Source organism: uncultured Eubacterium sp. (genome assembly GCF_934525195.1).
Taxonomy (GTDB): Bacteria; Bacillota; Clostridia; order Oscillospirales; family Acutalibacteraceae; genus Eubacterium_R.
In genome coordinates, this window is the sequence record NZ_CAKSZA010000003.1 from 80,419 (window position 1) to 104,367 (window position 23,949).

Sequence of the window (23,949 nt, forward strand, 5' to 3'; positions counted from 1 at the left end):
TATTACAAAATGGCAAGAAAAGAAGTAGTGCGTGACAATATTGACTATTCTAACCAAAAAATAGTTGATGTTGAAATCAGCAAGGAAATAAGAAGCGCCTTTCTTGACTACTCAATGAGCGTTATTGTTTCCCGTGCCCTCCCTGATGTCAGGGACGGCTTGAAGCCTGTTCACAGAAGAATACTTTATGCAATGTACAACACCGGACTTTATCCGGACAAGCCTTACCGTAAGTGTGCCACCACCGTCGGTGAAGTGCTCGGTCACTATCACCCACACGGTGACGCATCCGTTTATGATGCTTTGGTAAGAATGGCACAGGACTTTTCGCTCCGTCATCCGCTTGTTGACGGTCACGGAAACTTCGGTAGCGTTGACGGCGACCCAGCCGCCGCATACAGATATACAGAAGCAAGAATGAGCAAAATTTCGCTCAAAATGCTTGAAGATATTAAAAAAGACACAGTAAACTGGGTTCCTAACTTTGACGACACGGAAGTTGAACCCGAAGTTTTGCCTACAAAGTTCCCGTGCTTGCTCATCAACGGCTCATCGGGTATCGCAGTAGGTATGGCAACCAATATTCCGCCTCACAATATGGGCGAGGTTGCAGAGGGTGTTTGCTGTCTTATTGACAATCCCGATGCCGAACTTGAAGAAATTATGCAATACATCAAAGGTCCGGACTTCCCGACCCACGGTATTATTATGGGCGCAAAGGGCATCAGAGAAGCATATTCAACAGGCAGAGGCAAAATTATTGTTCGTGCAAGAGCCGAAATCAAGGAAACCAAGAACGACAGATACAAAATTATCGTTACCGAACTTCCTTACAGCGTAAATAAAAGACGACTTATCGAAAAAATTGCCGAACTCATCAAGGACAAGAGAATTGAGGGCATTGCCGATTTGCAGGACTATACCGACAGACACGGTATGCATATCGAAATCACAATAAAGAGAGATGCAAACGCACAGGTTGTGCTCAATAATCTTTACAAAATGACCGAAATGCAGACAACTTTCGGCGTTATCCTCCTTGCTCTTGACGGAGGAGTTCCTAAAATTCTCACACTCAAGCAAATTCTTCAAAAATACATCTCGTTCCAAGAGGAGATTATCACAAGAAGAACAAGATTTTATCTCAAGAAAGCCGAAGAGCGTGCTCACATTTTGGAGGGTCTTGCAAAGGCGCTCGACATTGTTGATGAGGTTATCGCAACAATTCGTGCCTGTCGTGGCGGACAGAGCGAAGCAAAGCAAGCCATTATGGACAAGTTCGGATTTGACGACCCACAGGCAGCAGCTATCGTTGCTTACCGTTTGGGTCAGTTGGCAGGTCTTGAAATCGAAAAGATTTTGAACGAGTTGGAAGAACTCCACGAAAAAATCAAGGACTACCATGACATTCTCAACAACGAGCAGAGAGTGCTTGAAATCATCAAGACGGAAATCCGTGAAGTTGCCGACAAATACGGTGACGAAAGAAGAACGGAAATTTCCGCATTCACAGGCGATGTTGACGATGAGGATCTTATTCCTGTTGAAGATTGTATTCTCACACTCACCGAGCGTGGCTACATCAAGCGTCAGACAGTTGACACCTACAAAGCTCAAAACCGTGGCGGCAAGGGCATTATGGGTATGTCAAGACGAGAAGAAGATGTTGCAAAGAATATGTTTACATGTTCAACTCACGATGCTATACTCATCTTTACTAATATGGGCAAGGTGTTCAAGCTGAAGGGTTATCAAATTCCCGAAGCTTCAAGAACAAGCAAGGGTATGAATGTCATCAACCTTTTGCCGATTGAACAAGACGAAAAAGTTACTGCAATGGTTAAAGTGCCAAAAGAGGGCGACAGAGAATATCTCTGTATGGTCACACGAAACGGCGTCATCAAGCGTACAGCACTTGACCAATACAACAACATCAGAAAAACAGGCATTATTGCCATCAATCTTGACGAGGGTGACGAACTCTGCTGGGTTGAAATCACAGACGGCGAACGCAATCTCATTGTTGCCACTCATGACGGTATGGCTATCTGCTTCAAGGAAGAGGACGCCCGTCTTATCGGCAGAACCGCAAGAGGTGTAAGAGCTATTCAGCTTGCCGAGGGCGACTATGTTGTCGGCTTTGCAGTCGCAGTTGAAAATATGCAACTCCTCACCGTATCTGAAACAGGCTACGGCAGAAGATCAGATTTTGAGGATTATCGTGTTCAGGGCAGAGCCGGCAAGGGACTTATCAATTACCACACCGACAAATACGGCAAGGTTGCTATGATTGCTCCTGTTATGGAAGAAAATGATGTTATTATGATTACCTCCGACGGTGTAGTTATCCGCACCCACGCCGACCAAATCTCGCTCATCAAGAGAGGCGGCAAGGGCGTTAAGGTAATGACCGTTAAGGACAACGAAAAGGTTGCAACAATAGGTATTGTTGAACGAGCAAACGATGAGGAAGAAATCACCGCTCCGGAGCAAACAGATGCCGAGGCACAGGATGAAGATGTGCCGAACGAGGAATAATAACCGTCAGTGATGACGACAGAGGAGTAATTTATGGAAAAAGGATATAATATCGACGATATTCTCTCGGAGGTGCAAAAACGCCGTGAGGAAAACGAGGCTCAGATTAAGTCGGACAGCGAAGCCGCAAAAAGAGTTGTTGACGAAATCATCAACAGCAAAAAATCAGAGCCTGTCGTTGAGGATATAACTCCAAGCGAAGAGCCTGAGGAGGAATCGCAGGATACTTATTCTCAAACCACAAATGATGAAACACAAGAGCCTGTTCAAGAGGCACAGCCTGTTAATCGAAAAGTGCCTGAAATCAAAGAGGAAAAGCCTGTAAAAAAGGCTGAACCGCAGGCTCATTCTGTAAAAAAAGTACCAAAAACGGACACAGCTCCGCTTGAACCGATAAATTTTGCACCGAGAAAGAGCAAGAAAAAGGCAAAAAAAGCGGATGACGAGGACTTTGTTGATGTTAAGGAAATAGTTGACCAAAACAACGACTACGAAAATTACTACATCAACACTTCCGACAAGGATGCCCGTGACAGAGCCCGTGCAAGAAAGAAAAAGAAAAACGAGAAGAAGAAAAAGAAGAACACCGCAGTTCGTGTTATTCTCATTCTGCTTGTTATCGTTCTTTGTGCAGGAATCGGTGTTTATTGGTATGTCAACAATATTTTGGAGACCGTGACGGACGATAATGCGGACAAGCAAGTCAGCGTTACCTCATTCAGAATGGACGAGCGAATTGAGAGCTTTGACCCGATTGAAGAAGCAGACGCATCGGAAATCGGCTCGCTCAAAGATATGATTAAGAAGTGGTACAGGAACGGTTCGCCTGCATCGTCAACAAGAGTGCTCAACATTATGCTCATCGGTGAGGACACCCGTGGCAAAAAGGTGCTTGAAAGCGGAACAAGAGCCGATTCTGCAATCATTGCAAGCGTAAATCTTGACACAAAGCAGATTAAACTCACATCAATTCTCCGTGATGCCTACGCTTATTGGGAAACCACACCGGGTGACGAATCAACAGGTCATTTCGGCAAAATCAACGGCGCAATGTCAACTTACGGCGGCGATATTCACACCTACATTTCGGCAGTTGAAAATCTTTATAAGATTAAGATAGACAACTATGTCATTGTTAACTTTACGAGTTTTGAAAAGATAATCGACAATTTGGGCGGTGTTGAGCTTGAACTCACAAGTTCTGAAATTAACGAAATCAACAACCACCAAAAGAGATACGGCGGTGTTCACATCGACAAAACCTTTGACGGAAACAAGGGCACTCTCAAGCTTTCGGGCAAGCAGGCTCTCGCTTATTGCAGAATCAGAAAGATTGACTCCGACAATATGCGTGCAAACCGTCAAAAAATTTGTATCACCAAGGTGCTTAATAATTTGAAAAACGCTTCAAGCGTTCAGCTTCTCAAAATTCTCAACGATATGGTGCCTTATATCCGCACCGATATGCCAAAGAGCAATATCGTTTCAACCGCAAAATATGCGCTCAAAGAGGGCTGGATGAACTATGCCGTTAAGACATCAAATCTTCCTGAATACAGAAATGACGAGAACGGCGCAGGCGGTAGCTTTTACGGTGCTTGGTGCTGGAAAGCCGACTATCCGATGGACGCATATATGCTCCAAATGGATATTTACGGCAAGAGCAGTATCACACTTGCACGCACAAGAGTTGATTACATCAATTGCCGTGAAACAGGTTTTTATTCGGAAACAGGCTATGCCGTGCAGGCAACCTACACCAATGAAAACTACGGCGAAGTAACCACCCGTGCACCGGAAAAAACCGACGAAGAATAAACCAATTAAGGCTCCCCTTGCAACGCATACAAAAGGGTAAAGCTGTCGCAAATATAAACCAATTATGGCTCCCCTTGTTGCAAGGGGAGCTGTCGTGCTTTATGCACGACTGAGGGGTTAAAAGGAATAATTAATATAAAACCCCACCGTCTTTTTGCTACGCAAAAATCCACCTCCCCTTTTTTAAAAGGGGAGGCATAAATTTTAGGCGAACACAGTTCGCCCCTACGAAATAAAGAAACGACCTATTAAATATAATAGGTCGTTTTTGTTGACAGATATTTCAGAATAATATATAATCTTTTTCGGACAAGGAGATTTGTCTTGAAAAACGGATAGGCGGTTAAATCTTACCTCCGAACTTCATTTGAAGAACGAGGAGGTGGTATTATGGATTATCTTATTATTTTAACGGTTTTCGTTATAGTATATACAGGATACATAATTGAAATAAAGAAGAAGTAATCGCCCAAACTTCCAAATGAGTGCGATTACTTCATTGCTCAATCAAGGAGGTTGACCGTCTGTCGGACTGCTCCTTGTTCATTTTTATTATATATAATTAGTTTGAATTTGTCAACACTATGTTATTTTTCCAATTCGCTCAACGATACGGGTACGGTGTCGATGACTTCAACTTTTTTGCCCTGCATCCAAATTGACGGTGTGATGCGGAGCTTGTAGCCATAGCCGGCATCCATTTGCCAATGCGCCATAGGTGCTTCGGGCAAGCCATAGCACGACAAAATCGTCATCAAAACTCCTGCGTGCGACACGATGGCAAACTTTTCCGTGCCTGTTGACACGCAACCCTCAACGACCTGTTCAAACGCTTTGCAGACTCTCTGCACAAATTCTGCGTTGCTTTCGCCAAACGGCGGGCGTGCATACATATCGCCGTGAAGCCAGTTTTTGAAGTCCTCGTTGTCTTTCAAATCCTCTGCCGTCAGTTCCTCAAACTCGCCAAAAGAGTACTCGATGAAGTTATCTATTACAATTTTGTTATTTTTTGGATACATAATGTCAGCCGACTCCATTGCCCTTTTTAGTGGAGAAACGAACACGGCATCCACCTCCGGGTATGGGTGCTCTTTTTTTATCTCTTTGAGTTGTTCTATACCAAATGTGGACAAAGGATAATCCGTGTGCCCAATATACTGTGCGTTAAGATTGCCTTTTGTGAGTCCGTGTCTTAATAAATACACTGTGTATGATTTCATTATTTAAAACCTCCGTGAGAGTGATTTTTAACCAAATTATTACAAATATACAACAAATAGAAAATAGTTCTTTACAAAATGTATAACGAGTGGTAATATGTATGAGGATTACAAATTGTATAGTGTTGAAAAGAGAACTATCGCTTTGTTCTAATATTTATGAATTGACATAAGGGGAAGCTATGAAGAACGAAACAGAAAAGCTGTCCAAATTCTCCCAAATGCTTTCAAAAATGAGAAAAGAGAGAGGCATCAGCCAAAAAAAGGCTGCCACCGATTTGGGTATTTCTCAAGCACTTCTTTCTCATTACGAAAAGGGCATAAGAGAATGTGGGCTTGATTTTGTTATAAAATGCAGTCGATATTACGGAGTCACTACCGATTATCTGCTTGGCGTGAGCGAAAGCAGAAACGGATTGAACGGTGACGTGCTTTCCGCTCTTAACAGCAACGGTGAGGGTCGTTCAATCAAATCTATGGCTCTCGCAACAAAATATTTGCTTGAGCTTGCAACCGCAGGCACAAACAATACACAAAGCAATTTTGTGTACGATTACTTTATGCTTTGCATATATCGTGGTGCATTGACCCTTGCAAAAGCAGGTGATTTGCCAAAAGAGTTGTTCAGAATTGATTATTCTGTTGCCCGTGACTTGGCGTCGGCGGCTATTGCCGTGCAGGATGCAAAGTTTGTGCTTATCGAGGATAAGTCACGCACAGGCTTTGAGGAAAACCAATTTGCTCCGCTCAAGGACTTAATCACCGAAGCAGAGGAATACATTTTGTCAAACTACATTTTAGAGTAAACTATCAGGCTTTGCCTGAGCAAGTCAGATTGCAATATATATCGAAACGGAACGGCAGTTGTTGCCGTTCTTTTTCATTGACGGTGAATTTTCCGAATATTTTGATATGTTCGTAGGGGCGTTATTGTTAGGCGAACACAGTTCGCCCCTACGGTTTTGTGGATGATTTGTCGTTTGATTACAATTCAAACTGTGTTTTTTGGGTTTTGATGTATTCAAGGATGATGTCGGTGCTGATTTTGGCAGCAATCATCTTGAAGGTCGGATAATCCATCTGTGCATTTGCGTCGCCGCCGTCGCTGATAGAACGCAAAACAGCGAACGGAACGCCGTTTGCCTTGCAAGTGTGACCGATTGCTCCGCCCTCCATTTCTCCGCAAATTGCGTTAAACTCGGTTGAAATAAGAGTTTTAAGTTCCTGCGATGCAATAAAGGTGTCGCCCGAAGCAACCGTTCCCCTGTGGATTTTTTCTCCGCAACGGATTGCACATTGGCTGAGCGCTTCTGAAATCTCCTTGTCGGTTTCAACCTTGATGACGTTCAGTCCGTTGATAAATCCCCTCGGTTCGCCGAGGGCGGTTATGTCAATGTCGTATTCGCATACATCGTTTGCAATGACAACGTTTTTGATGATTACATCGCTTGAAAGCGAACAGCCGACACCCACGTTGATGATTGCGTCAGGCTTGAAGCGGTCAATCATAATCTGTGTGCACAGCGAAGCGTTCACCTTGCCCGGTGAGCACTGTGCCACAGTGACCATAACATTTTCGATTGTTCCGCAAACAAAGACTATGCCTGCAATTTCGGTTTCAACAGCATCCTTGACCTTTGCCTTGATGCTTGTTACTTCCACATCCATTGCTCCAATGATTCCCAGCATAATTCGTTCTCCTTGATTTTTTCTATTATAAATTTGTAAATCACACAGCCGAGGATTGCCCCCAGTGCGTTGAGTATAACATCATCTATATCGGGGTCGCCGCATTTAAAAAAGTATTGATAAAACTCCATTGAAATGCTGATGACAACGGGCAAACAAAAGCCCCAAACCGCTCTGTGACGCTTTGCAAATTCTAAAATCACAATAGCCATAGCGGTGAAAAACATCACATTGCCCGCATCTCTGACAAGAAGTTCGGGAGCACCGCTTTTTATGAATTCGCTCATTTCACCCTGAAAAGGAATGAAGTTCGGCTCGCTGAAGTTACTGTTATAATATCGTGTGACAATATAAATCATAAAAAAGCCGACAAGCAAAACCGCAGTTGCGCCCGAAAAAAACGCTCTTGAAGCTTCGACATAATGATTGTTTGGCTCTTTGTTGCGTTGCCTGATTATAGTAATCAGTGTCATCACCACAAAAACAGAAAAAAACGTTTCGAGTCCGTAAGTGAGATGATACAGCGAAAGCGTTTTATCGAGCGACCACATAACCCGAAAGGTCAGGCTGTCAAGCACAAACAAAACGGAAAACAAAACCATAACCGTTGCCGTTCGGTCGGCAATAAAAATCAAATTGTGATTTATTATATAATGAATAACCGTAATCGCTGTCGGCAAAACAAATGAAAGCAGAATTTTCAGCCATTTGTAATCGTATTTTGCAATGGCTAAATTTATCTGCAAAGCGTCAATAAAACAGCACGAGGTGAAAAAAATGGTGAAAGTGAAGATGAAATTTGAAAACTTTTTTATGTTAAATTTCGTCTTTTTAGTTGTTGACACCATACTCACCCCCAACATATAGTGCCATTATATAATATATTTAGAATAAATACAAGTTTTTGTTGACAAATTGACATATTTTATAATATAATATCAAGGCTAATAGTATGTGTGGTAGTTTTGCCACATATCAAAAAAGCGTTTTGCCTGTGCTATACCGCACAGAGATTATAAAAGATTAAGACGAGTTTAGTCTTTGCGAAAGGTAGTGAAAAAGAATGAAGAGAACATTTCAACCAAAGAAGAGACATGCACAGAAGGTTCATGGCTTCAGAAAGAGAATGTCAACAAAGAACGGTAGAAAGGTACTTGCTCGCCGTCGTGCAAAGGGCAGAAAGTCACTTTCTTACTAATTAGCAAGTAAAGGAACGATTTTGTGAAAGGTCAAACCTTAAAGGAAAATAAGGATTTTCGCAGATTGTATTACAGGGGCAAAAGCGAAGCAAGCTCTGCGCTTGTTACCTACGGAATGAAAAGCCGTAGGGGCGGTGTCCGTTACGGAATAACCACAAGCAAAAAAATTGGCGGTGCAGTTCAGCGCAACCGTGCTCGCCGAGTTATTCGAGTAGCCTTTAGGAACATTGAGCCACTCATCGAGGGCAGTTGGGATTTTGTTTTTGTTGCAAGAACAAGAACAACCGAGTGCAAGGAGGATGTTGTGGAGAGGGCTATGCTCAAGCATATGCAGGCAATAGGTGCTGTTAAGAATGAAGAAGATTAATGCTTTTATCAAAAAGATTATGATATTTTTGATAAGAATCTATCAGGTGACTCTGTCGCCGAGGTTTTCGCACGGTGCTTGCAGATACACACCAACCTGCTCGCAATACGCCATTGAGGCAATACAAATTCACGGAATATTCAAGGGCACATTGCTTGCCATAAGGAGAATATTGCGTTGCAATCCTTTTTTTAAGGGTGGATACGACCCTGTTCCGATGAAAAAAACAAAGCAAGAGGACAATTATCGGTGATAACTACTATTACTATGGCTGTATCAAACGGTATGGGTTTGTTTAAACCGCTGTACTGGCTGTTCGGTAAGTGTATGGAAGGCTTGTTGATGCTTTTCAACGACCAATATTTCCTTGCTCTTATTGTGTTCACCATCGTCACCCGTTTGGTATTGTTCCCATTAAACCTCAAACAGCAAAAAACAATGGCAAAGACATCCCGTCTTCAGCCGAAAATTCAAAAAATTCAAAAGAAGTACGCAAATTCAAACGACCCGAGAGACCGTCAGAAAATGCAAGAGGAAATGCAGGAGCTTTACAATCGTGAAGGTCATAATCCTATGAATATGGGTTGCGGTCCTATGGTCTTTCAAATGGTATTTTTGATGGGTATTATCGGTATTATTTACTATCCTATCCAATATATCATCGGCGTTGATATTGCGTCAAACAGTGATGCGATTTTCAAGGCACTCAACAAGGTGCACGAAATTAAGGGCAATTATTTCCAGATTGAAATTCTCCAGAATTTCGATATTTACAAGGATGTGCTTGCAAACAAGTTCCCTGAACTTTTCACTGAGGCGAAGCTTAATGCGATTGCCGACTACAAGGCACATATGTTTATCGGAAACCTTGATATGACTCAAATTCCGAACTTTAAGAACTGGAAAGACCCTATAATCATTATCCCAATTCTCTGCTTGGTTACTTCTTTTGGCTCAACACTGTTGTCACAGCAGATTCAGAAAAAGCAAAATCCGGCAGCTGCCGCTCAAGGTCAGCAGATGATGATTATGATGCTTATGATGCCGTTTTTCTCTTTCTACATCTCATTCAAGGTTTCAGCCGCAGTAGGCTTCTATTGGATTATTTCCAACCTTGTTGCAACTGCACAGCAGGTGTTTATGGCAAAATTCTTCCCGCCAAAGCGCAATGTTGCCCGTCAAATGATTGAGTCAACTATTGAGCGCCGTTCGAGAGAAGAAAGCATTAAAAAGACAAAATAAATCGGAGATTTATATATGATTATAGAAAGAATCGGTTCCGGCAAAACCTTGGAGGACGCTGTTGCCGCCGCAAAAGCATTGCTCAATGCTCCTGTAGGCGCCGACATAAAGACCGAAGTGCTCCAAACAGGAAGCAAAGGTTTTTTAGGTTTCGGCAAAAAGGACTTTGAGGTTAAGGTTTCTTTCGATGACGGCAAACGCCCTGAAAAGGCAAAAAAGCCGACTCCGGAGAAGAAACCGGCACAGCAAAAGCCGGCACAAAAAAAGCAAGTTGCTCCAAAGAAGCCACAAGCTCCAAAGAAGCAGGAAGCTCCGGCAAAACCTGCTCAGGCGCAAGAGGCAAAGAGCGACCAGCCTAAAAAGGAATATCCAAAGAGCGTAGACCTTGAATATGCAAAGAGCTACTTCTTGACAATTCTTGAGGGCTTAAAGATTGTTGACCCAAAAATTGAAGCGTCTTATGCCGAGGGCGTTGTAACAATCGACCTTGATTGTGAGGATTACGGAATTGTAATCGGTCACAGAGGCGAAACACTCGACAGCATTCAGTATCTTCTTTCTCTTGTTATTAAGAAGAGCACTATGGAATATGTCAGAGTTGTGATTAATGTCGGCAACTACAGAGAAAAGAGAGCTTTGACTCTCTCAAATCTTGCAAAGAAAAACGCTCAGAGAGTTCTTCGCACAGGCAGAAGATACACATTTGAGCCGATGAATCCGTACGAGAGAAGAATTATCCACACAGCAGTGCAGGAAATTGAGGGTGTTGAATCCCGCTCAATCGGATACAATCAGGACAGACGAGTTGTTCTTGAGCCGACAGGCGGTGCAAAGAGAAACGGAGGTAACGGCGGAAACTATCGCAGAGGCGGTAGAAATCAGGCTGTAACAAAGGCTCCGGAAAATCACACACCAAAGGCTGACAGAGCAGATTTGCCAAAGTTCGGCAAGATTGAAGTGAATAAATAAAGAATGTTGAGAAAGTACCTGCATTCCGTTTTCTTGTGAACGGGTGCTGTACAAAGGTACTGCCCCTGAACAAAAAACGGAAAGCACCAAATATATTTTGTTTGCAAAATATATTTACAATCCCTCCGTCAACACTTCGTGTTGCCACCTCCCTTTACACAAAGGAGGCGGAATAAGGTTTGTTTTATTATATGGTGCGTTGCAGGGAGTTTATCGACAATCTGTAAGCAGGTGAAAGGTGCAGTTACTTATTATTGTAATAGGTATTTTGCACCTTTTTTGCATAAATTTTTAGGAAGTGGGAGAAGGAGTATGTCAACTATTGCAGCAATAGCAACCGGTAACGCGGCAGGCGGAATCGGTGTAATCAGAATAAGCGGTGACGAGGCAACAGCGGTTGCGGACAGAGTTTTCAAGGCTATGGACGGCAGTTTGCTTGCAAACCTCGGTGGATACAGAGCAAAATTCGGCAATGTTATAATCGGCGGTCAACCGAGCGACAATGCGGTTGCGCTTGTGTTCAAAGCTCCAAAATCCTACACGGGCGAGGATGTTGTGGAAATCAGCGTCCACGGCGGACTTCTTATAGTTCAAAAAACCTTGGAAGCCGTGCTTGATGCAGGTGCAAAGCCTGCCGAGGCGGGCGAATTTACAAAGAGGGCGTTCCTCAACGGCAAAATGGATTTGACCCAGGCGGAATCGGTGGCAAGCCTGATTTCCGCACAGGGCGAAGCGGGAATGAAAGCCTCTTTCAATGCCTTGCAGGGTTCTTTGAGCGATAAGATTAATTCGGTGCTCCAAAAATTGCTTGATATGTCGGCACTTATGTCGGCTTGGGTTGATTATCCCGATGAGGAAATTCCCGAACTTGAAGAAACAGAATTGCTTGCAACTCTAAAAGAGTGTGAGGGCGAGCTTGACGAGCTTCTTCAAAATTACGACAACGGTCAAACCGTGATTGACGGAGTTGACACGGCAATTGTCGGAATGCCGAATGTCGGCAAAAGCAGTTTGATGAATATGCTTGTCGGCAGGGACAAGAGCATTGTCACCCAAATTGAGGGCACAACCCGTGACATCGTTGAGGAGAGCGTTCGCCTCGGCGACCTTGTTCTTCATCTGCGTGACACGGCAGGTCTGCGTGAAAGTGATGATGTGGTTGAAAGCATCGGAATTGACAAAGCGTACAAGGCGCTTGACGAAGCACAGCTTGTTCTTGCGGTTTTTGACAACAACAAACCGCTTCAACGACAGGACAGAGAAATTCTTGAAAAGGCAAAAAGCAAGCCTGCCGTTGCGGTCATCAACAAGGTTGACCTCGAACAAAGGCTTGAAACAAACGAGATAGAAAACGCATTTGCCAAGGTGGTTTACATTTGCGCAAAGGAAAACAAAGGGCTAAAGGAGTTGTCCTCGGCGGTTGAGGAATTGCTCGGCGTTCAGGATTTTGACACGGGTGCTCCGATTTTGGCAAATCTTCGTCAAAGACAGAATTGTCAAAATGCCAAGGAAAACATTGCCGAAGCAATCGGCGGAGTCGAGATGGGCGTGACCTATGACGCAGTCAATGTTATGGTTGACAGTGCGGTTGAGGAGCTTCTCTCGCTCACAGGCAAAAAGGCAACAACAGAAGTAGTTAACAACATTTTCAGCAAGTTTTGTGTTGGAAAATAATTTTAGTGGAGAATTATGGAATATTTTGGCGGAAAATATGATGTAATAGTTATCGGTGCAGGCCACGCAGGAATTGAAGCGGCGCTTGCATCTGCAAGGCTCGGCGTGAAAACCGCCGTGTTTACAATAAATTTGGATTGGGTCGGCAATATGCCGTGCAATCCGTCAATCGGAGGCACAAGCAAGGGTCACCTTGTCAGAGAAATTGATGCCCTCGGCGGTGAAATGGGCAAGGCGGCGGACAAATATTCACTCCAAAGCAGAATGCTCAACCTCGGCAAAGGCCCTGCGGTTCATTCGCTCCGTGCTCAAATTGACAGGCGTGAATACTCGGCAGGAATGAAGCACACCCTTGAACTCACCGACAATCTCGACATTCGTCAGGGCGAAATCGTTGACCTCTACAAAGACGGTGACGAGTGGATTGTTAAGACAAGGCTTGAAGCGTTGTTCAGCGCCAAGGCTGTTATTATTGCGACAGGCACATTTTTGGGTGGCAGAGTTTACATCGGTGATGTAACATACGAGAGTGGACCCGATGGTATGTTCCCTGCCAACGAACTCAGCAAGGCACTTTACAAACTCAACATTCCGCTCCGCAGATTTAAGACGGGAACTCCGAGCCGTGTCAACAGGCGAAGCATTAACTTCGACGGTCTTGAAGTTCAAGAGGGCGACGAGGTTACCGTTCCGTTTTCGTTTGAAACCGAGAAGCGCCCCGAAAACAAGGTGGTTTGCCACATCACATATTCAAATGAAAAAACGAAGCAAATCATTCTCGACAATCTCGACCGCTCACCGATGTACAGCGGAAAAATCGAGGGCAAAGGACCTCGCTATTGTCCGAGCTTTGAGGACAAAATCGTTCGATTTGCCGACAAGGAAAGACATCAGCTTTTCATCGAGCCTTGCGGCGAAAACACAGAAGAAATGTACTTGCAAGGTTTGAGCTCCTCGCTTCCCGAGGATGTTCAGCTTGCGTTTATCCACACAATCAAAGGTCTTGAAAATGCGCAGGTTATGAGGGCGGCTTACGCCATTGAATATGACTGCGTTGACCCGACCGCACTCAAAGCGACTCTTGAATTTCTCGACATTCCGGGTCTTTACGGCGCAGGACAGTTCAACGGTTCAAGCGGTTACGAGGAGGCTGCGGCACAGGGTCTTGTTGCAGGAATCAATGCCGCACTCAAAATTAAGGGAGAAGAACCGCTCATTCTCGACCGTGGAGGTTCGTACATCGGTACTTTGATTGATGACCTTGTTACAAAGGGTTGTTCCGACCCGTACAGAATGATGACGAGCCGAAGCGAATACCGTTTGGTGCTCCGTCAGGACAATGCGGACATTCGCCTCACCCCGACAGGTCACAAAATCGGACTCATCAGCGACGAAAGATTTGTCGAGTTCAACAAGAAACAGGAACTCATCAAGCAAGAATTCAATAGAGTTAAGAATTTGTCCGTGCCGATGACCGATGAGGTTCAGCAAATTTTGACATCCAAGGGTACTGCCCCACTCAAAACGGGTTGCAAAATGATTGAACTTCTCCGCAGACCGCAGATTACATATGACGACCTCAAAACGATTGATGTTGACCGCCCGGAACTTCCGCTTGAAGTTTTTGAGCAGGTTGAAATCAGCATAAAATACGAGGGCTACATCAAAAAGCAGGAAGCGCAAATCAAGGAAATGCGCCGAATCGAGGCAAAGCAAATTCCTGCCGATATTGATTATACTGCCCTGAAAGGCTTGCGACTTGAAGCTATTGAGAAGCTGTCAAAAATCCGTCCGCAAAATCTCGGACAGGCAAGCCGAATCAGCGGAGTTAATCCTGCCGACATTACGGCGCTGAATATTATTTTGGAGAGTATGCACAATGATTGACAAAAATCGACTTTGTTCCCTTGCAAAAGAAAACGGAATAATTCTTGACGAGCAGGCACTCGACAGGTTCGACAGGTACGCCGAGATTCTTGTGGAGTGGAACGGCAAGATGAATTTGACCGCAATCACCGAGCCTGAGGAAATCGAGGTTAAACATTTTCTCGACTGCCTTATGCTCCCAAAATATTTTGATTTGGAAAATGTCAAAACGGTCATCGATGTCGGTGCAGGAGCAGGCTTCCCAAGCGTGCCGTTACTCATCTATAAACCAGATTTGTGTCTAACTATGATGGACGCTATTAACAAAAGATTAACATTCTTGGATACAGCCATCCACGCTCTCGGACTTGAAGCACAGCTCATTCATTCTCGTGCAGAGGACTCAGGACAAGACAAAAATTACCGAGAAATGTTCGATTTGGCGACAGCAAGAGCCGTTGCGCCTATGAATGTGCTCGCCGAGTACTGCCTGCCGTTTGTAAAAGTCGGCGGATACTTTGTTGCTCTCAAAGGAAGCAGCGACGACACCGAATCGGCAAAGGACGCAATTTCAACCCTTGGCGGTGAGGTTGTAGAAAATATTTCATATAAACTTAACGGAACAGAACCACGCTCAATTGTTGTGATTAAAAAAATATCGCAAACTCCGACACAGTTCCCCCGTAAGTCCAAAAAAATATCAACAAAGCCTTTGTAAAAAGCGACTTTTTGACGAATTATAGGGATTTCTCTCGATGAGAAATCCTTTTCTTTTTGCTATGTTTATGATAATATAGATATATCGAAAGGACAGGCTTATGAACAACATCTCATATATAGCAACCGAAAAGCTGTTGCCTAATCCGAATCAGCCGAGGCATCAATTCCAATCCGAAGAAATGCTTGCACTCGCCAATTCAATCAAAGAAAACGGAATACTTCAACCGCTGCTTATTCGCAGAATGAACAACTCCGACTATTGCGAAATCATTGCAGGAGAACGCAGACTTCGTGCGGCAATTTTGGCAGGCATAGACACCGTGCCGTGCATAGAAATGGAAATCGACCGAGAGCAATCGGCGGTCTACTCCATTCTCGAAAATGTGCAGCGAGAGGATTTGTCCTTTTTTGAAGAAGCGGTGGCAATCGGACAGCTTATGACGGTGTTCGGGATGACCCAGCAGGACATATCGAAGGCGCTCGGCAAGAGCCAATCGGCACTTTCAAACAAGGTGCGTTTGCTCAAACTTCCCGTTGATGTGCGGTATTTTATCGAAAAAGAGCACCTCACCGAGCGACACGCAAGGGCGCTCCTTGCCATTGAGGACGAAAAAGACATCTGGACGGTGCTCAATGTAATCAAGGACAGACACCTGAATGTTGCCCAAACGGAAAGCTATATTGCAACTTTTTATGCAAAGCCAAAGCCTAAAAAACGAACAAATCATCCTATATACAAGGATTTCAGAATATTCGTCAACACGGTCAACAAGGCAATCAAAACGATGCAGGAATCTGGAATTGATGCCATATCCGACCAAACGGAAACCGATGAGTACATTGAGTATCGAATTAAGATACCAAAGGCTGTCGGTCAAAAATCGGCTTAAAATGGGTAACACCATTTTAAACATATTCTCCTCTTTTCATCACAGCGGAACGGACAGGTTATGCCTGTCCGTTTTGCGTTGTTTCACATGAAACATATTTTGCTTTTTTAGCTTTTATCTGTAGGGGCGAACTGTGTTCGCCTATCAGAATGATAACATCCTCCAACGAATATATAATAATAATGTTTCACATGAAACGTTCAAATCCACATATTGATGTTTCACGTGGAACATACACCATATATTCACCTTGATATATAATCGGTATAGTAGTATAATAATATCAGTATAAAAATGAGGTGACTTTATGAGCAAAACTGTTGCAATTTTTAATCAAAAAGGCGGAGTCGGCAAAACCACAACCTGTGTTAATATGGCTGCCGGTTTAGGTCAAAAGGGCTACAAAACCCTCCTTATTGACATCGACCCACAGGGCAATTCCACATCAGGTGTCGGCATTGACAAAAGCGAAGTTGAGTTCAGCACATACGATGTGATGATTGGCGAGCAAACCGCCCGTTCCGTTATGATTGAAACCGAGTTCAAAAACTTGTATCTTCTCCCTGCCAATATGAATCTTGCAGGCGCAGAGGTGGAAATTGCAGAGCTTGAAAACCGCAACAGCGTGTTGAAGCGTTCAATCGCAACTCTGATTATGGAGTTCGATTATGTAATCATCGACTGTCCGCCGTCACTCGGATTGCTGTCAATCAACGCTCTTGTGGCAGCCGATACGCTCATTGTTCCGCTTCAATGTGAATATTATGCACTTGAGGGACTCAGCCAACTCATTTCAACTGTTCGCACAATCAAGCAGCACTACAATGAACACCTCGAACTTGAGGGCGTTCTCTTCACAATGTATGACGGCAGATTGAGGCTCAACCAAATGGTAATTGACGAAGTGACTCAATACTTTCCGGGCAAGCCGTACAAAACGGCTATCCCTCGTTCAGTCAAGATTGCGGAAGCGCCAAGCTTCGGCAAACCTGTAATCTATTACGAAAAATATTCAAAGCCGTCATTCGCATACAAAAAATTTGTTGAAGAATTTTTGAAAAATCAATAATACCAACCGCCTTAATATGAAAGTGATAGGGTGATGCTATGAAAAAGCCTGTAACAGATAAAACGATTGCAGTCATATTTGAAGTGATTGCAGGACTTTTGTTGCTTATTAATTTAAGCAATGTTCTTGTCGGCATAAATTCTTACTTTGGAATATTCAGTTCCATATACTATATGTTGCCGTCGGTTCTTGGCTCTTTGCTGTTGCTTGTAATTATGCTTTCGAGAACCTCATCGCCAAGGTTGATTTCGGCACCATTCTTTTTTATCGGTTTTGCCGACTTGGTGAAATTTGCATATTTTGCAATCATCTTAGCACAGGTCGGTGATGATTGGATGGTTGCTTGTGCAATTAAAATCTCCACACTTATTGTGTGCGGATTCATTTCGCAACGGTGCCATCAAAACAGCAATAAAATGAGGTATTGCCTGTTCCTGCCCGTGCTTCCGTCAATCTATCAATCTCTGGCTGTTATTAATAAGCACGATGAAATTTTTACTTACGGCATTGATGCGTATAATGATATGTCGTATATTTTGAGGGAGATGGACGCAGGCGAATGTCTTGTTATTCTTGCGGTTGCACTCTTTGCGTTTTCTCAAACCGACTTGAGCAGGCTTGTGCAAAGTATAAATAATGTTTCAGCGAAACGACAGCAGAAAGAGAAAACGATTGTAATTCCTCGTGTGGCTTGGCAGAAAAATCCGAGCGTGGACTTTTCATTGGACATTTCGCAGGAAAAGATAACGAACAAGGCAAGTTTTGCCGTTTCATTCGTGTTTTTCGCAATATCAATCATTATGCAATTTGTCATTGCAATGGTCTTTGTTCTCGATAATTGGTTTAATTTTAATAACAAGTTCTGTTTGGATTATATGATTTACGGCGGAAGTTCAAGCGTACTTACATTTCTTATGATTTTGCTTATCGGTGTAGAATTAGGCTTGTGCATTTATTATGCCGTTAAGGCTTCACAACGAACATTTATGTTGAGAAATACGACAGCGTATTTTCTTTACGCACTCGTTTCACATTTTTTGCTCGGATTTATAATTATCAATGCGCTGGGCGGTATAGGCGAAGGTTTGTTTGAAATGCTCGGCGGATTTGCTGTGTATTACTTTTCCACTCCGATAATCCTTGTGCTTTTCATCGTGCTTATCAGTTTTGCACGGCGTGGACCTGTTTTTGATGTAAACGGCAATGTGGTGTACAGGCAGGAATACAGAGCGGTAATGTTTGTTTTGTCGGTTTTGTTTTTCTTGGCAGTCGGCATAGCGATAAGCGTATCGGGACTTACTTATTACGATTTTGATTATGGATTTGTAGATATGTTCGGGTGGAAAAGCGCTCCGATTTACTTGTACGGCGAATCGGGAAAACCTATCTATTACGACAGCATATTCAATGTGATAGTGATTATAAAATATATAGCATTGGGATTGGGTGTCGGTTGTGTAATCGAATCCGCCAACCGCAACAATTTCAAAATAGGAGGAAAATATGGCAAAAAAGTCAGGACTCGGTAAGGGTTTGGGTGCGTTGATGATTGAAAACAACACCGATTCGATGGTGTCAACAAGCACTCTCAACATCAACGAAATCACCCCGAACAAAGAACAACCGAGAAAAACATTTGACGAAACGGCACTTGAAGAACTCGCCGATTCCATTCGTCAGCACGGTGTGCTTCAACCGCTTTTGGTTCGACCGCTTACAAGCGGAGGCTATCAGCTTGTTGCAGGTGAGCGCCGTTGGAGAGCGAGCCGTTTGGCAGAGCTTAAGGAAGTTCCGGTAATCATCAAGGAACTTTCCGACACCGAGGCTATGGAAATAGCTATCATCGAAAACTTACAGCGTGAGGATCTTAACCCGATTGAAGAAGCGGAGGGACTTCAGGCGCTTATCGACAAATGCGGATACACTCAAGAACAGGTGGCAACATCTGTCGGCAAGTCAAGACCCGCAATCACCAACGCTTTGCGACTTCTCAAATTGCCTGAAGAGGTAAGAGATATGGCAAAGGACGGCACAATCTCGGCAGGCCATGCGAGGGCACTTCTTGCATTTGACAATCAGCCGATGATGATTGAATGTGCAAATCAAATCGTTTCAAAGAAACTTACTGTACGTGATGTTGAAAAAATGGCAAAGCGTCCTGCATCAAGTTCAACAAAAACAAAAACCTCTCAAAGACGAGACAGTTTTTATGACGAAGTTGAACTTTCGCTTACGGAGGCACTCGGCACAAAGGTAAAGGTGTACAATGGCAGAAACAAGGGAACACTCGAAATTGAATTTTACACCCTTGATGACCTAAAAAATATTGCAAATGCCATTGCAAAGTAATATAATAAATATTTGTAACAAATAAAAATAGGAGATAATAAAATGCTCGATATTAAGTTTTTAAGAGAAAATCCTGACGTTGTTAAGGAAAATATCAAAAAGAAATTCCAGGAGCACAAGCTTCATCTTGTAGACGAGGTTATTGAGCTTGACGAGGAACGCCGTCAGGTTATTGCGAGAGCAGACGAACTTCGTGCAAACAGAAACAAGATTTCAAAGGAAATCGGTGCTCTTATGGCACAGGGTAAAAAAGAAGAGGGTATGGCTCTCAAAGAAAAGGTTACCGCTCAGGCAAAGGAACTTGACGAACTTGCAGGCAAGGAAACCGAGCTTACAGAGGAAGTAACAAAAAGAATGATGATGATTCCAAACATCATTGATGAGTCTGTTCCGATTGGTAAGGACGACAGCGAAAATGTTGAAGTTCAGCGCTTCGGCGAGCCTGTTGTTCCCGATTTTGAAATCCCTTATCACACCGATATTATGGAAACATTCGACGGCATTGATATGGAGGCTGCCGGCAGAGTTGCAGGCAACGGTTTCTATTATCTTATGGGCGACATCGCACGACTTCATTCTGCTGTTATCAGCTATGCCCGTGACTTTATGATTGACCGTGGTTTCACATATGTTGTGCCTCCGTTTATGATTCGTTCAAACGTTGTAACAGGCGTTATGAGCTTTGAGGAAATGGACGCAATGATGTACAAAATCGAGGGCGAGGACTTGTATCTTATCGGTACTTCCGAGCACTCAATGATTGGTAAGTTTATCAACACTATCACACCTGAAGAAAAACTTCCTCTCACTCTCACTTCGTATTCTCCTTGCTTCCGTAAGGAAAAGGGTGCTCACGGTATTGAGGAGCGTGGTGTGTATAGAATTCATCAGTTCGAGAAGCAGGAAATGGTTGTTGTCTGCAAGCCTGAAGAATCAAAGATGTGGTTCGACAAACTTTGGCAGAACACCGTTGATTTGTTCCGTTCACTCGATATTCCTGTAAGAACACTTGAATGTTGTTCGGGCGACCTTGCAGATCTCAAGGTTAAGTCGGTCGATGTTGAAGCATGGTCACCAAGACAGAAGAAGTATTTTGAAGTCGGCTCATGCTCAAATCTTACAGACGCACAGGCAAGACGCCTCAAGATTCGTGTTAAGGGCGAAAAAGGCAACTACCTTGCTCACACTCTTAACAATACAGTTGTTGCTCCGCCGAGAATGCTTATTGCATTCCTTGAAAACAATCTCAATGCAGACGGCACGGTTTCAATTCCTGAAGCCCTCCGTATGTATATGGGCGGTAAGGACAAAATCGTTCCTAAAAAGGACTGTTGATAAAGTCCCTGAAACACGCCAAATTATAAATTACCACATTAGCCTCCTCTTATTTATAAGGGGAGGTGGCAACACGAAGTGTTGACGGTGGGGTTTTAAAAATGCCGTAAGTATTGAACTTACGGCATTTTTGGCGTTTTTCGTTTTTTGCAAACAAGCAAATATAAGGCTTCCAAAAAATCTGTGGATTTTTTGGAAAGAGGAAAAACATATGTAGTATACTTACAAAACTTTGTTTTGTTCTATACGGAATATGTTTTGACGAGGTACAGCTCCCACTCGCAAGAAAACGAAATTCAGAAACTTTCTCAACAGCCTATAGCGTGTCGAAAATACTTTATCGACAGTCTGGGGGATAGGCTTGCCTATCCCTTTGTTCATATAAAAAAGGGTCAAGCAAGCCTGACCCTTACAAATAAAAAAAACACTCACCGATTTTGGTGAGTGTTTTCGTTTGGAGCGGATTACGAGACTCGAACTCGCTACCTTCACCTTGGCAAGGTGACGCTCTACCGGATGAGCTAAATCCGCAATTGCAAGACTTATTATAACCAAGATAGTTACATTTGTCAAGCATTAATTTTATTTTTATGAATTTTTATATTCTTTAAAATAAGCCTTTGGCACTTTGCAGAGCGGACAAACCTCAGGTGCGGACTTGCCGACAACGATATGACCGCAGTTCATACAAATCCAAATTGCCTCGCCGTTTTTGGTGAAAACCTTTTGATTTTTCACATCTGTCAAAAGCTGACGGAACTTGCTTTCGTGCTGGGATTCCACCTTTGCGACAAGGTCAAAAAGCTTTGCAATTTCTGTGAAACCCTCCTCCGACGCCGTCTTTGAAAATTCTGGATACATATTCACCCATTCAAAATTTTCGCCGTCTACCGCTTCGGTCAAATTTGTTTGTGTGTCGGGCATTTCATCGCCGTGGAGATACTTATACCACAATCTTGCGTGGGCAAGTTCGTTTTTTGCGGTCTGCTCAAAAATGTTGGCAATCTCGTTGTAGCCGTCATTTCTTGCCTTTGTCGCAAACAGCGTGTACTTTGTGTTCGCCTGTGTTTCGCCGTTGAACGCAGCAATCAAATTTGCTTCGGTTTTTGTTCCCTTGATACTGTGCATAAAAAAATCCTTTCCGTTTTTTATTAGTTTTAGAAAAAACGAAAAGGATATTCATAATGTTTGAAATTATTATATCTCCATAATCTGCTCGATTGCGTAGGCGATGCCGTCCTCGGTGTTCGCTTTTGTCACAAATCTTGCGTGGCTTTTACATTCGTCGGTTGCGTTGCCCATTGCAACTCCGTATTTGCAAAATTCGAGCATTTCAATGTCGTTGCCTGCGTCACCGAATGCCATACACTCAGCATTTGTGATGCCGAGCACCTTGCACATTCCCTCAATCGCCGTGCCTTTGTTGACATTTGCCATTGTGAACTCCATACTTTTCGGAAACGAGGAAGCAAGATACAGTTCCTTAAAACCGCTCAAATAATTCCACGCTTTGTCGTAGTCGGCTCTGTCGTCAAAATATGCGGTGAATTTTTCAATCTCATTGCCCTCAAGTACAGCTCTCAAATCTTCAACACCGCTCATTTTTCCGAGCAATTCGTCAACGAATTCCTGTGGCAAAGCATGCTTTGGATAAAATTTTTCTTTGTCGAGTTGATAGTAGCTTACGCCGTCAACATACACTTCAAAGAATGTCGGCATTGTGTTGAGCGTGTCGTAAATCGGTGCAACAAGCTCCCACGGCATAAATTTGGAATATATGATTTTTTGGTTGCGTCGGTCAAGAACGCCCGCTCCGTTTGAGTAAATCACATAGTCAATTTCGGGAACTTGCTGACAGATGTCGCCGATAATCGCAACGGTTCTGCCTGTGGCAATAGAAATCTTTGCTCCGGCGTCGTGGGCACGCTTCAAGGCGTCCCTTGTTTTTTGTGTAACAGTCATATGGTCGGCAGAAGTGAGCGTGCCGTCCAAATCAAGTGCAATTAATTTTACCATATCATCATCTCCAAATATAAATCATCAAACCTTATGAGCCTCCTCTTATATCAAGGGGAGGTGTCTGCGTTGATATGCAGACGGTGTGGTCTATTCAATAATTCCACGTAACAAGGCCGATATATACTCTATAATCTAATAATACACCACTTTGGCAAAAAATTTCAAGGTGACAAAATGCACGAACAAAGGCGTGAGTTTGGGCTTTTCTTTGTGACGGATAGATAAAATAGTTAAAAAAGTGTGTCAAAGTAAAAAAACTGTTGAATTTTGTTCCTTTATAATATAGAATATATGTGTATTTTGGAAGATAGGTGGATGTAACTATGGATTTGTTAAAGAAGAAAATTCTTGAAGAGGGACAGGTTTATGCCGGTAACATCCTAAAAGTAGACTGTTTTCTCAACCACCAGATAGATTGCGGCTTCTTGGCAGAAGTGGGCAAAGAATTTCATAGATTATATCAAAATGAGGGCGTCAATAAAATTCTGACTATAGAGGCATCGGGTATTGCTATCGGTGCGATGGTAGCACAGGAGTTCGGATGCCCTTTAGTATTTGCAAAGAAAAACAAAACAAAGAATATTGCCGGTGATGTGTACACTGCTCCTGTTGAGTCGTTCACTCACGGCACAACCTATAATATTATGGTCAGCAAAAAGTTCCTCAATCCGGGCGATAAGGTTCTCATTGTTGACGATTTCCTTGCTATCGGCAATGCACTTAAGGGCTTAATCAGCCTTGTCAAAGAGAGCGGTGCGGAACTTGTCGGCTGTGGCACGGTTATCGAAAAGGGCTATCAGCACGGCGGTGACCAGCTTCGTGCAGAGGGCATTCGTGTTGAATCACTTGCAATCATCGAATCTATGGATGCCGATAAGGGCGAAATTGTGTTCAGAGATTAAACTTTATGATGCTTAACCCCACCGCCTCGTTTCACTCGGTACCTCCACTTATTGTAAGGGGGAGGCATATGCGGTTTGGTTTA

The 23,949-nt window shown here is 43.4% G+C and carries 22 protein-coding genes and 1 tRNA gene; 17 read left to right on the plus strand and 6 right to left on the minus strand.

Translation table 11 applies throughout. The features are described from left to right. Positions 1-9 precede the first annotated feature (9 nt). Both gyrA and Q0E03_RS03955 read left to right on the plus strand, forming a co-directional pair. Positions 10-2,538 carry a DNA gyrase subunit A gene (gene gyrA / locus Q0E03_RS03950; RefSeq protein WP_297129707.1) on the plus strand — a complete coding sequence of 843 codons (2,529 nt, stop codon included), beginning with the start codon at positions 10-12 and terminating at the stop codon, positions 2,536-2,538. 33 nt (positions 2,539-2,571) lie between these two features. Beyond that, complete coding sequence (locus Q0E03_RS03955; protein ID WP_297129708.1) at positions 2,572-4,356, plus strand: LCP family protein; 1,785 nt, start codon at positions 2,572-2,574, stop codon at positions 4,354-4,356. Positions 4,357-4,943: 587 nt separating this feature from the next. Here the strand turns inward: Q0E03_RS03955 and Q0E03_RS03960 are convergent. Further along, positions 4,944-5,576 (minus strand): histidine phosphatase family protein, encoded by a 633-nt coding sequence (locus Q0E03_RS03960; protein ID WP_297129709.1) that lies wholly within the window; start codon positions 5,574-5,576, stop codon positions 4,944-4,946. Positions 5,577-5,758: 182 nt separating this feature from the next. On the opposite strand from Q0E03_RS03960, the gene Q0E03_RS03965 reads away from it, so the two are divergent. Beyond that, entirely contained in the window at positions 5,759-6,382 is a 624-nt protein-coding gene (locus Q0E03_RS03965) for a helix-turn-helix domain-containing protein (protein WP_297129710.1), read from the plus strand. 178 nt (positions 6,383-6,560) lie between these two features. On the opposite strand, the gene Q0E03_RS03970 is transcribed toward Q0E03_RS03965, so the two are convergent. After that, positions 6,561-7,265, minus strand: coding sequence for a 5'-methylthioadenosine/adenosylhomocysteine nucleosidase (locus Q0E03_RS03970; protein ID WP_297129711.1), 705 nt, complete (start codon positions 7,263-7,265; stop codon positions 6,561-6,563). After that, positions 7,229-8,113 (minus strand): VanZ family protein, encoded by an 885-nt coding sequence (locus tag Q0E03_RS03975; protein WP_297129712.1) that lies wholly within the window; start codon positions 8,111-8,113, stop codon positions 7,229-7,231. The genes Q0E03_RS03970 and Q0E03_RS03975 overlap by 37 nt, the downstream gene beginning before the upstream one ends. Positions 8,114-8,328: 215 nt before the next feature. On the opposite strand from Q0E03_RS03975, the gene rpmH reads away from it, so the two are divergent. The 13 genes from rpmH to serS all read left to right on the plus strand — a co-directional run bounded on the left by rpmH (position 8,329) and on the right by serS (position 20,945). Further along, entirely contained in the window at positions 8,329-8,463 is a 135-nt protein-coding gene (gene rpmH / locus Q0E03_RS03980; RefSeq protein ID WP_078768629.1) for a 50S ribosomal protein L34, read from the plus strand. Between the two features lie 23 nt (positions 8,464-8,486). Then, complete coding sequence (gene rnpA / locus Q0E03_RS03985; RefSeq protein WP_078768628.1) at positions 8,487-8,831, plus strand: ribonuclease P protein component; 345 nt, start codon at positions 8,487-8,489, stop codon at positions 8,829-8,831. Then, positions 8,818-9,084, plus strand: a complete 267-nt coding sequence (gene yidD, locus Q0E03_RS03990) for a membrane protein insertion efficiency factor YidD (protein WP_297129713.1) — start codon at positions 8,818-8,820, stop codon at positions 9,082-9,084. The genes rnpA and yidD overlap by 14 nt, the downstream gene beginning before the upstream one ends. Continuing rightward, positions 9,081-10,073, plus strand: coding sequence for a YidC/Oxa1 family membrane protein insertase (locus Q0E03_RS03995; RefSeq protein ID WP_297129714.1), 993 nt, complete (start codon positions 9,081-9,083; stop codon positions 10,071-10,073). The genes yidD and Q0E03_RS03995 overlap by 4 nt, the downstream gene beginning before the upstream one ends. 15 nt (positions 10,074-10,088) lie before the next feature. Further along, complete coding sequence (gene jag / locus Q0E03_RS04000) at positions 10,089-11,042, plus strand: RNA-binding cell elongation regulator Jag/EloR (RefSeq protein WP_297129715.1); 954 nt, start codon at positions 10,089-10,091, stop codon at positions 11,040-11,042. A 312-nt stretch (positions 11,043-11,354) separates the two neighbouring features. Beyond that, positions 11,355-12,716 (plus strand): tRNA uridine-5-carboxymethylaminomethyl(34) synthesis GTPase MnmE, encoded by a 1,362-nt coding sequence (gene mnmE / locus Q0E03_RS04005; RefSeq protein ID WP_297129716.1) that lies wholly within the window; start codon positions 11,355-11,357, stop codon positions 12,714-12,716. 15 nt (positions 12,717-12,731) lie between these two features. Continuing rightward, positions 12,732-14,603, plus strand: a complete 1,872-nt coding sequence (gene mnmG, locus Q0E03_RS04010) for a tRNA uridine-5-carboxymethylaminomethyl(34) synthesis enzyme MnmG (protein WP_297129717.1) — start codon at positions 12,732-12,734, stop codon at positions 14,601-14,603. Then, positions 14,596-15,300, plus strand: a complete 705-nt coding sequence (gene rsmG, locus Q0E03_RS04015; RefSeq protein WP_297129718.1) for a 16S rRNA (guanine(527)-N(7))-methyltransferase RsmG — start codon at positions 14,596-14,598, stop codon at positions 15,298-15,300. The genes mnmG and rsmG overlap by 8 nt, the downstream gene beginning before the upstream one ends. Positions 15,301-15,400: 100 nt before the next feature. Further along, complete coding sequence (locus Q0E03_RS04020) at positions 15,401-16,192, plus strand: ParB/RepB/Spo0J family partition protein (RefSeq protein ID WP_297129719.1); 792 nt, start codon at positions 15,401-15,403, stop codon at positions 16,190-16,192. A gap of 307 nt (positions 16,193-16,499) precedes the next feature. Then, the gene (locus Q0E03_RS04025; RefSeq protein ID WP_297129720.1) at positions 16,500-17,261 is read left to right on the plus strand and encodes a ParA family protein; all 762 of its coding nucleotides are present in this window, start codon (positions 16,500-16,502) and stop codon (positions 17,259-17,261) included. A 38-nt stretch (positions 17,262-17,299) separates the two neighbouring features. Next, positions 17,300-18,790: a hypothetical protein gene (locus Q0E03_RS04030; protein WP_297129721.1), complete on the plus strand. Its 1,491-nt coding sequence runs from the start codon at positions 17,300-17,302 to the stop codon at positions 18,788-18,790. After that, the gene (locus Q0E03_RS04035) at positions 18,765-19,610 is read left to right on the plus strand and encodes a ParB/RepB/Spo0J family partition protein (protein WP_297129722.1); all 846 of its coding nucleotides are present in this window, start codon (positions 18,765-18,767) and stop codon (positions 19,608-19,610) included. The genes Q0E03_RS04030 and Q0E03_RS04035 overlap by 26 nt, the downstream gene beginning before the upstream one ends. Before the next feature lie 42 nt (positions 19,611-19,652). Continuing rightward, a complete protein-coding gene (serS, locus tag Q0E03_RS04040) occupies positions 19,653-20,945 on the plus strand; it encodes a serine--tRNA ligase (RefSeq protein WP_297129723.1) in 1,293 nt (430 codons plus the stop codon). 455 nt (positions 20,946-21,400) lie between these two features. On the opposite strand, the gene Q0E03_RS04045 is transcribed toward serS, so the two are convergent. The 3 genes from Q0E03_RS04045 to Q0E03_RS04055 form a co-directional block, all read right to left on the minus strand. Beyond that, positions 21,401-21,476: transfer RNA gene (locus Q0E03_RS04045), tRNA-Gly, on the minus strand. Positions 21,477-21,533: 57 nt separating this feature from the next. Continuing rightward, positions 21,534-22,073 (minus strand): rubrerythrin, encoded by a 540-nt coding sequence (gene rbr, locus Q0E03_RS04050; RefSeq protein ID WP_297129724.1) that lies wholly within the window; start codon positions 22,071-22,073, stop codon positions 21,534-21,536. Positions 22,074-22,142: 69 nt separating this feature from the next. Then, a complete protein-coding gene (locus tag Q0E03_RS04055; protein WP_297129725.1) occupies positions 22,143-22,961 on the minus strand; it encodes a Cof-type HAD-IIB family hydrolase in 819 nt (272 codons plus the stop codon). A 326-nt stretch (positions 22,962-23,287) separates the two neighbouring features. Here Q0E03_RS04055 and Q0E03_RS04060 point away from each other — a divergent pair, with 326 nt between their 5' ends. Then, positions 23,288-23,866, plus strand: a complete 579-nt coding sequence (locus Q0E03_RS04060) for a xanthine phosphoribosyltransferase (protein WP_297129726.1) — start codon at positions 23,288-23,290, stop codon at positions 23,864-23,866. Positions 23,867-23,949 lie beyond the last annotated feature (83 nt).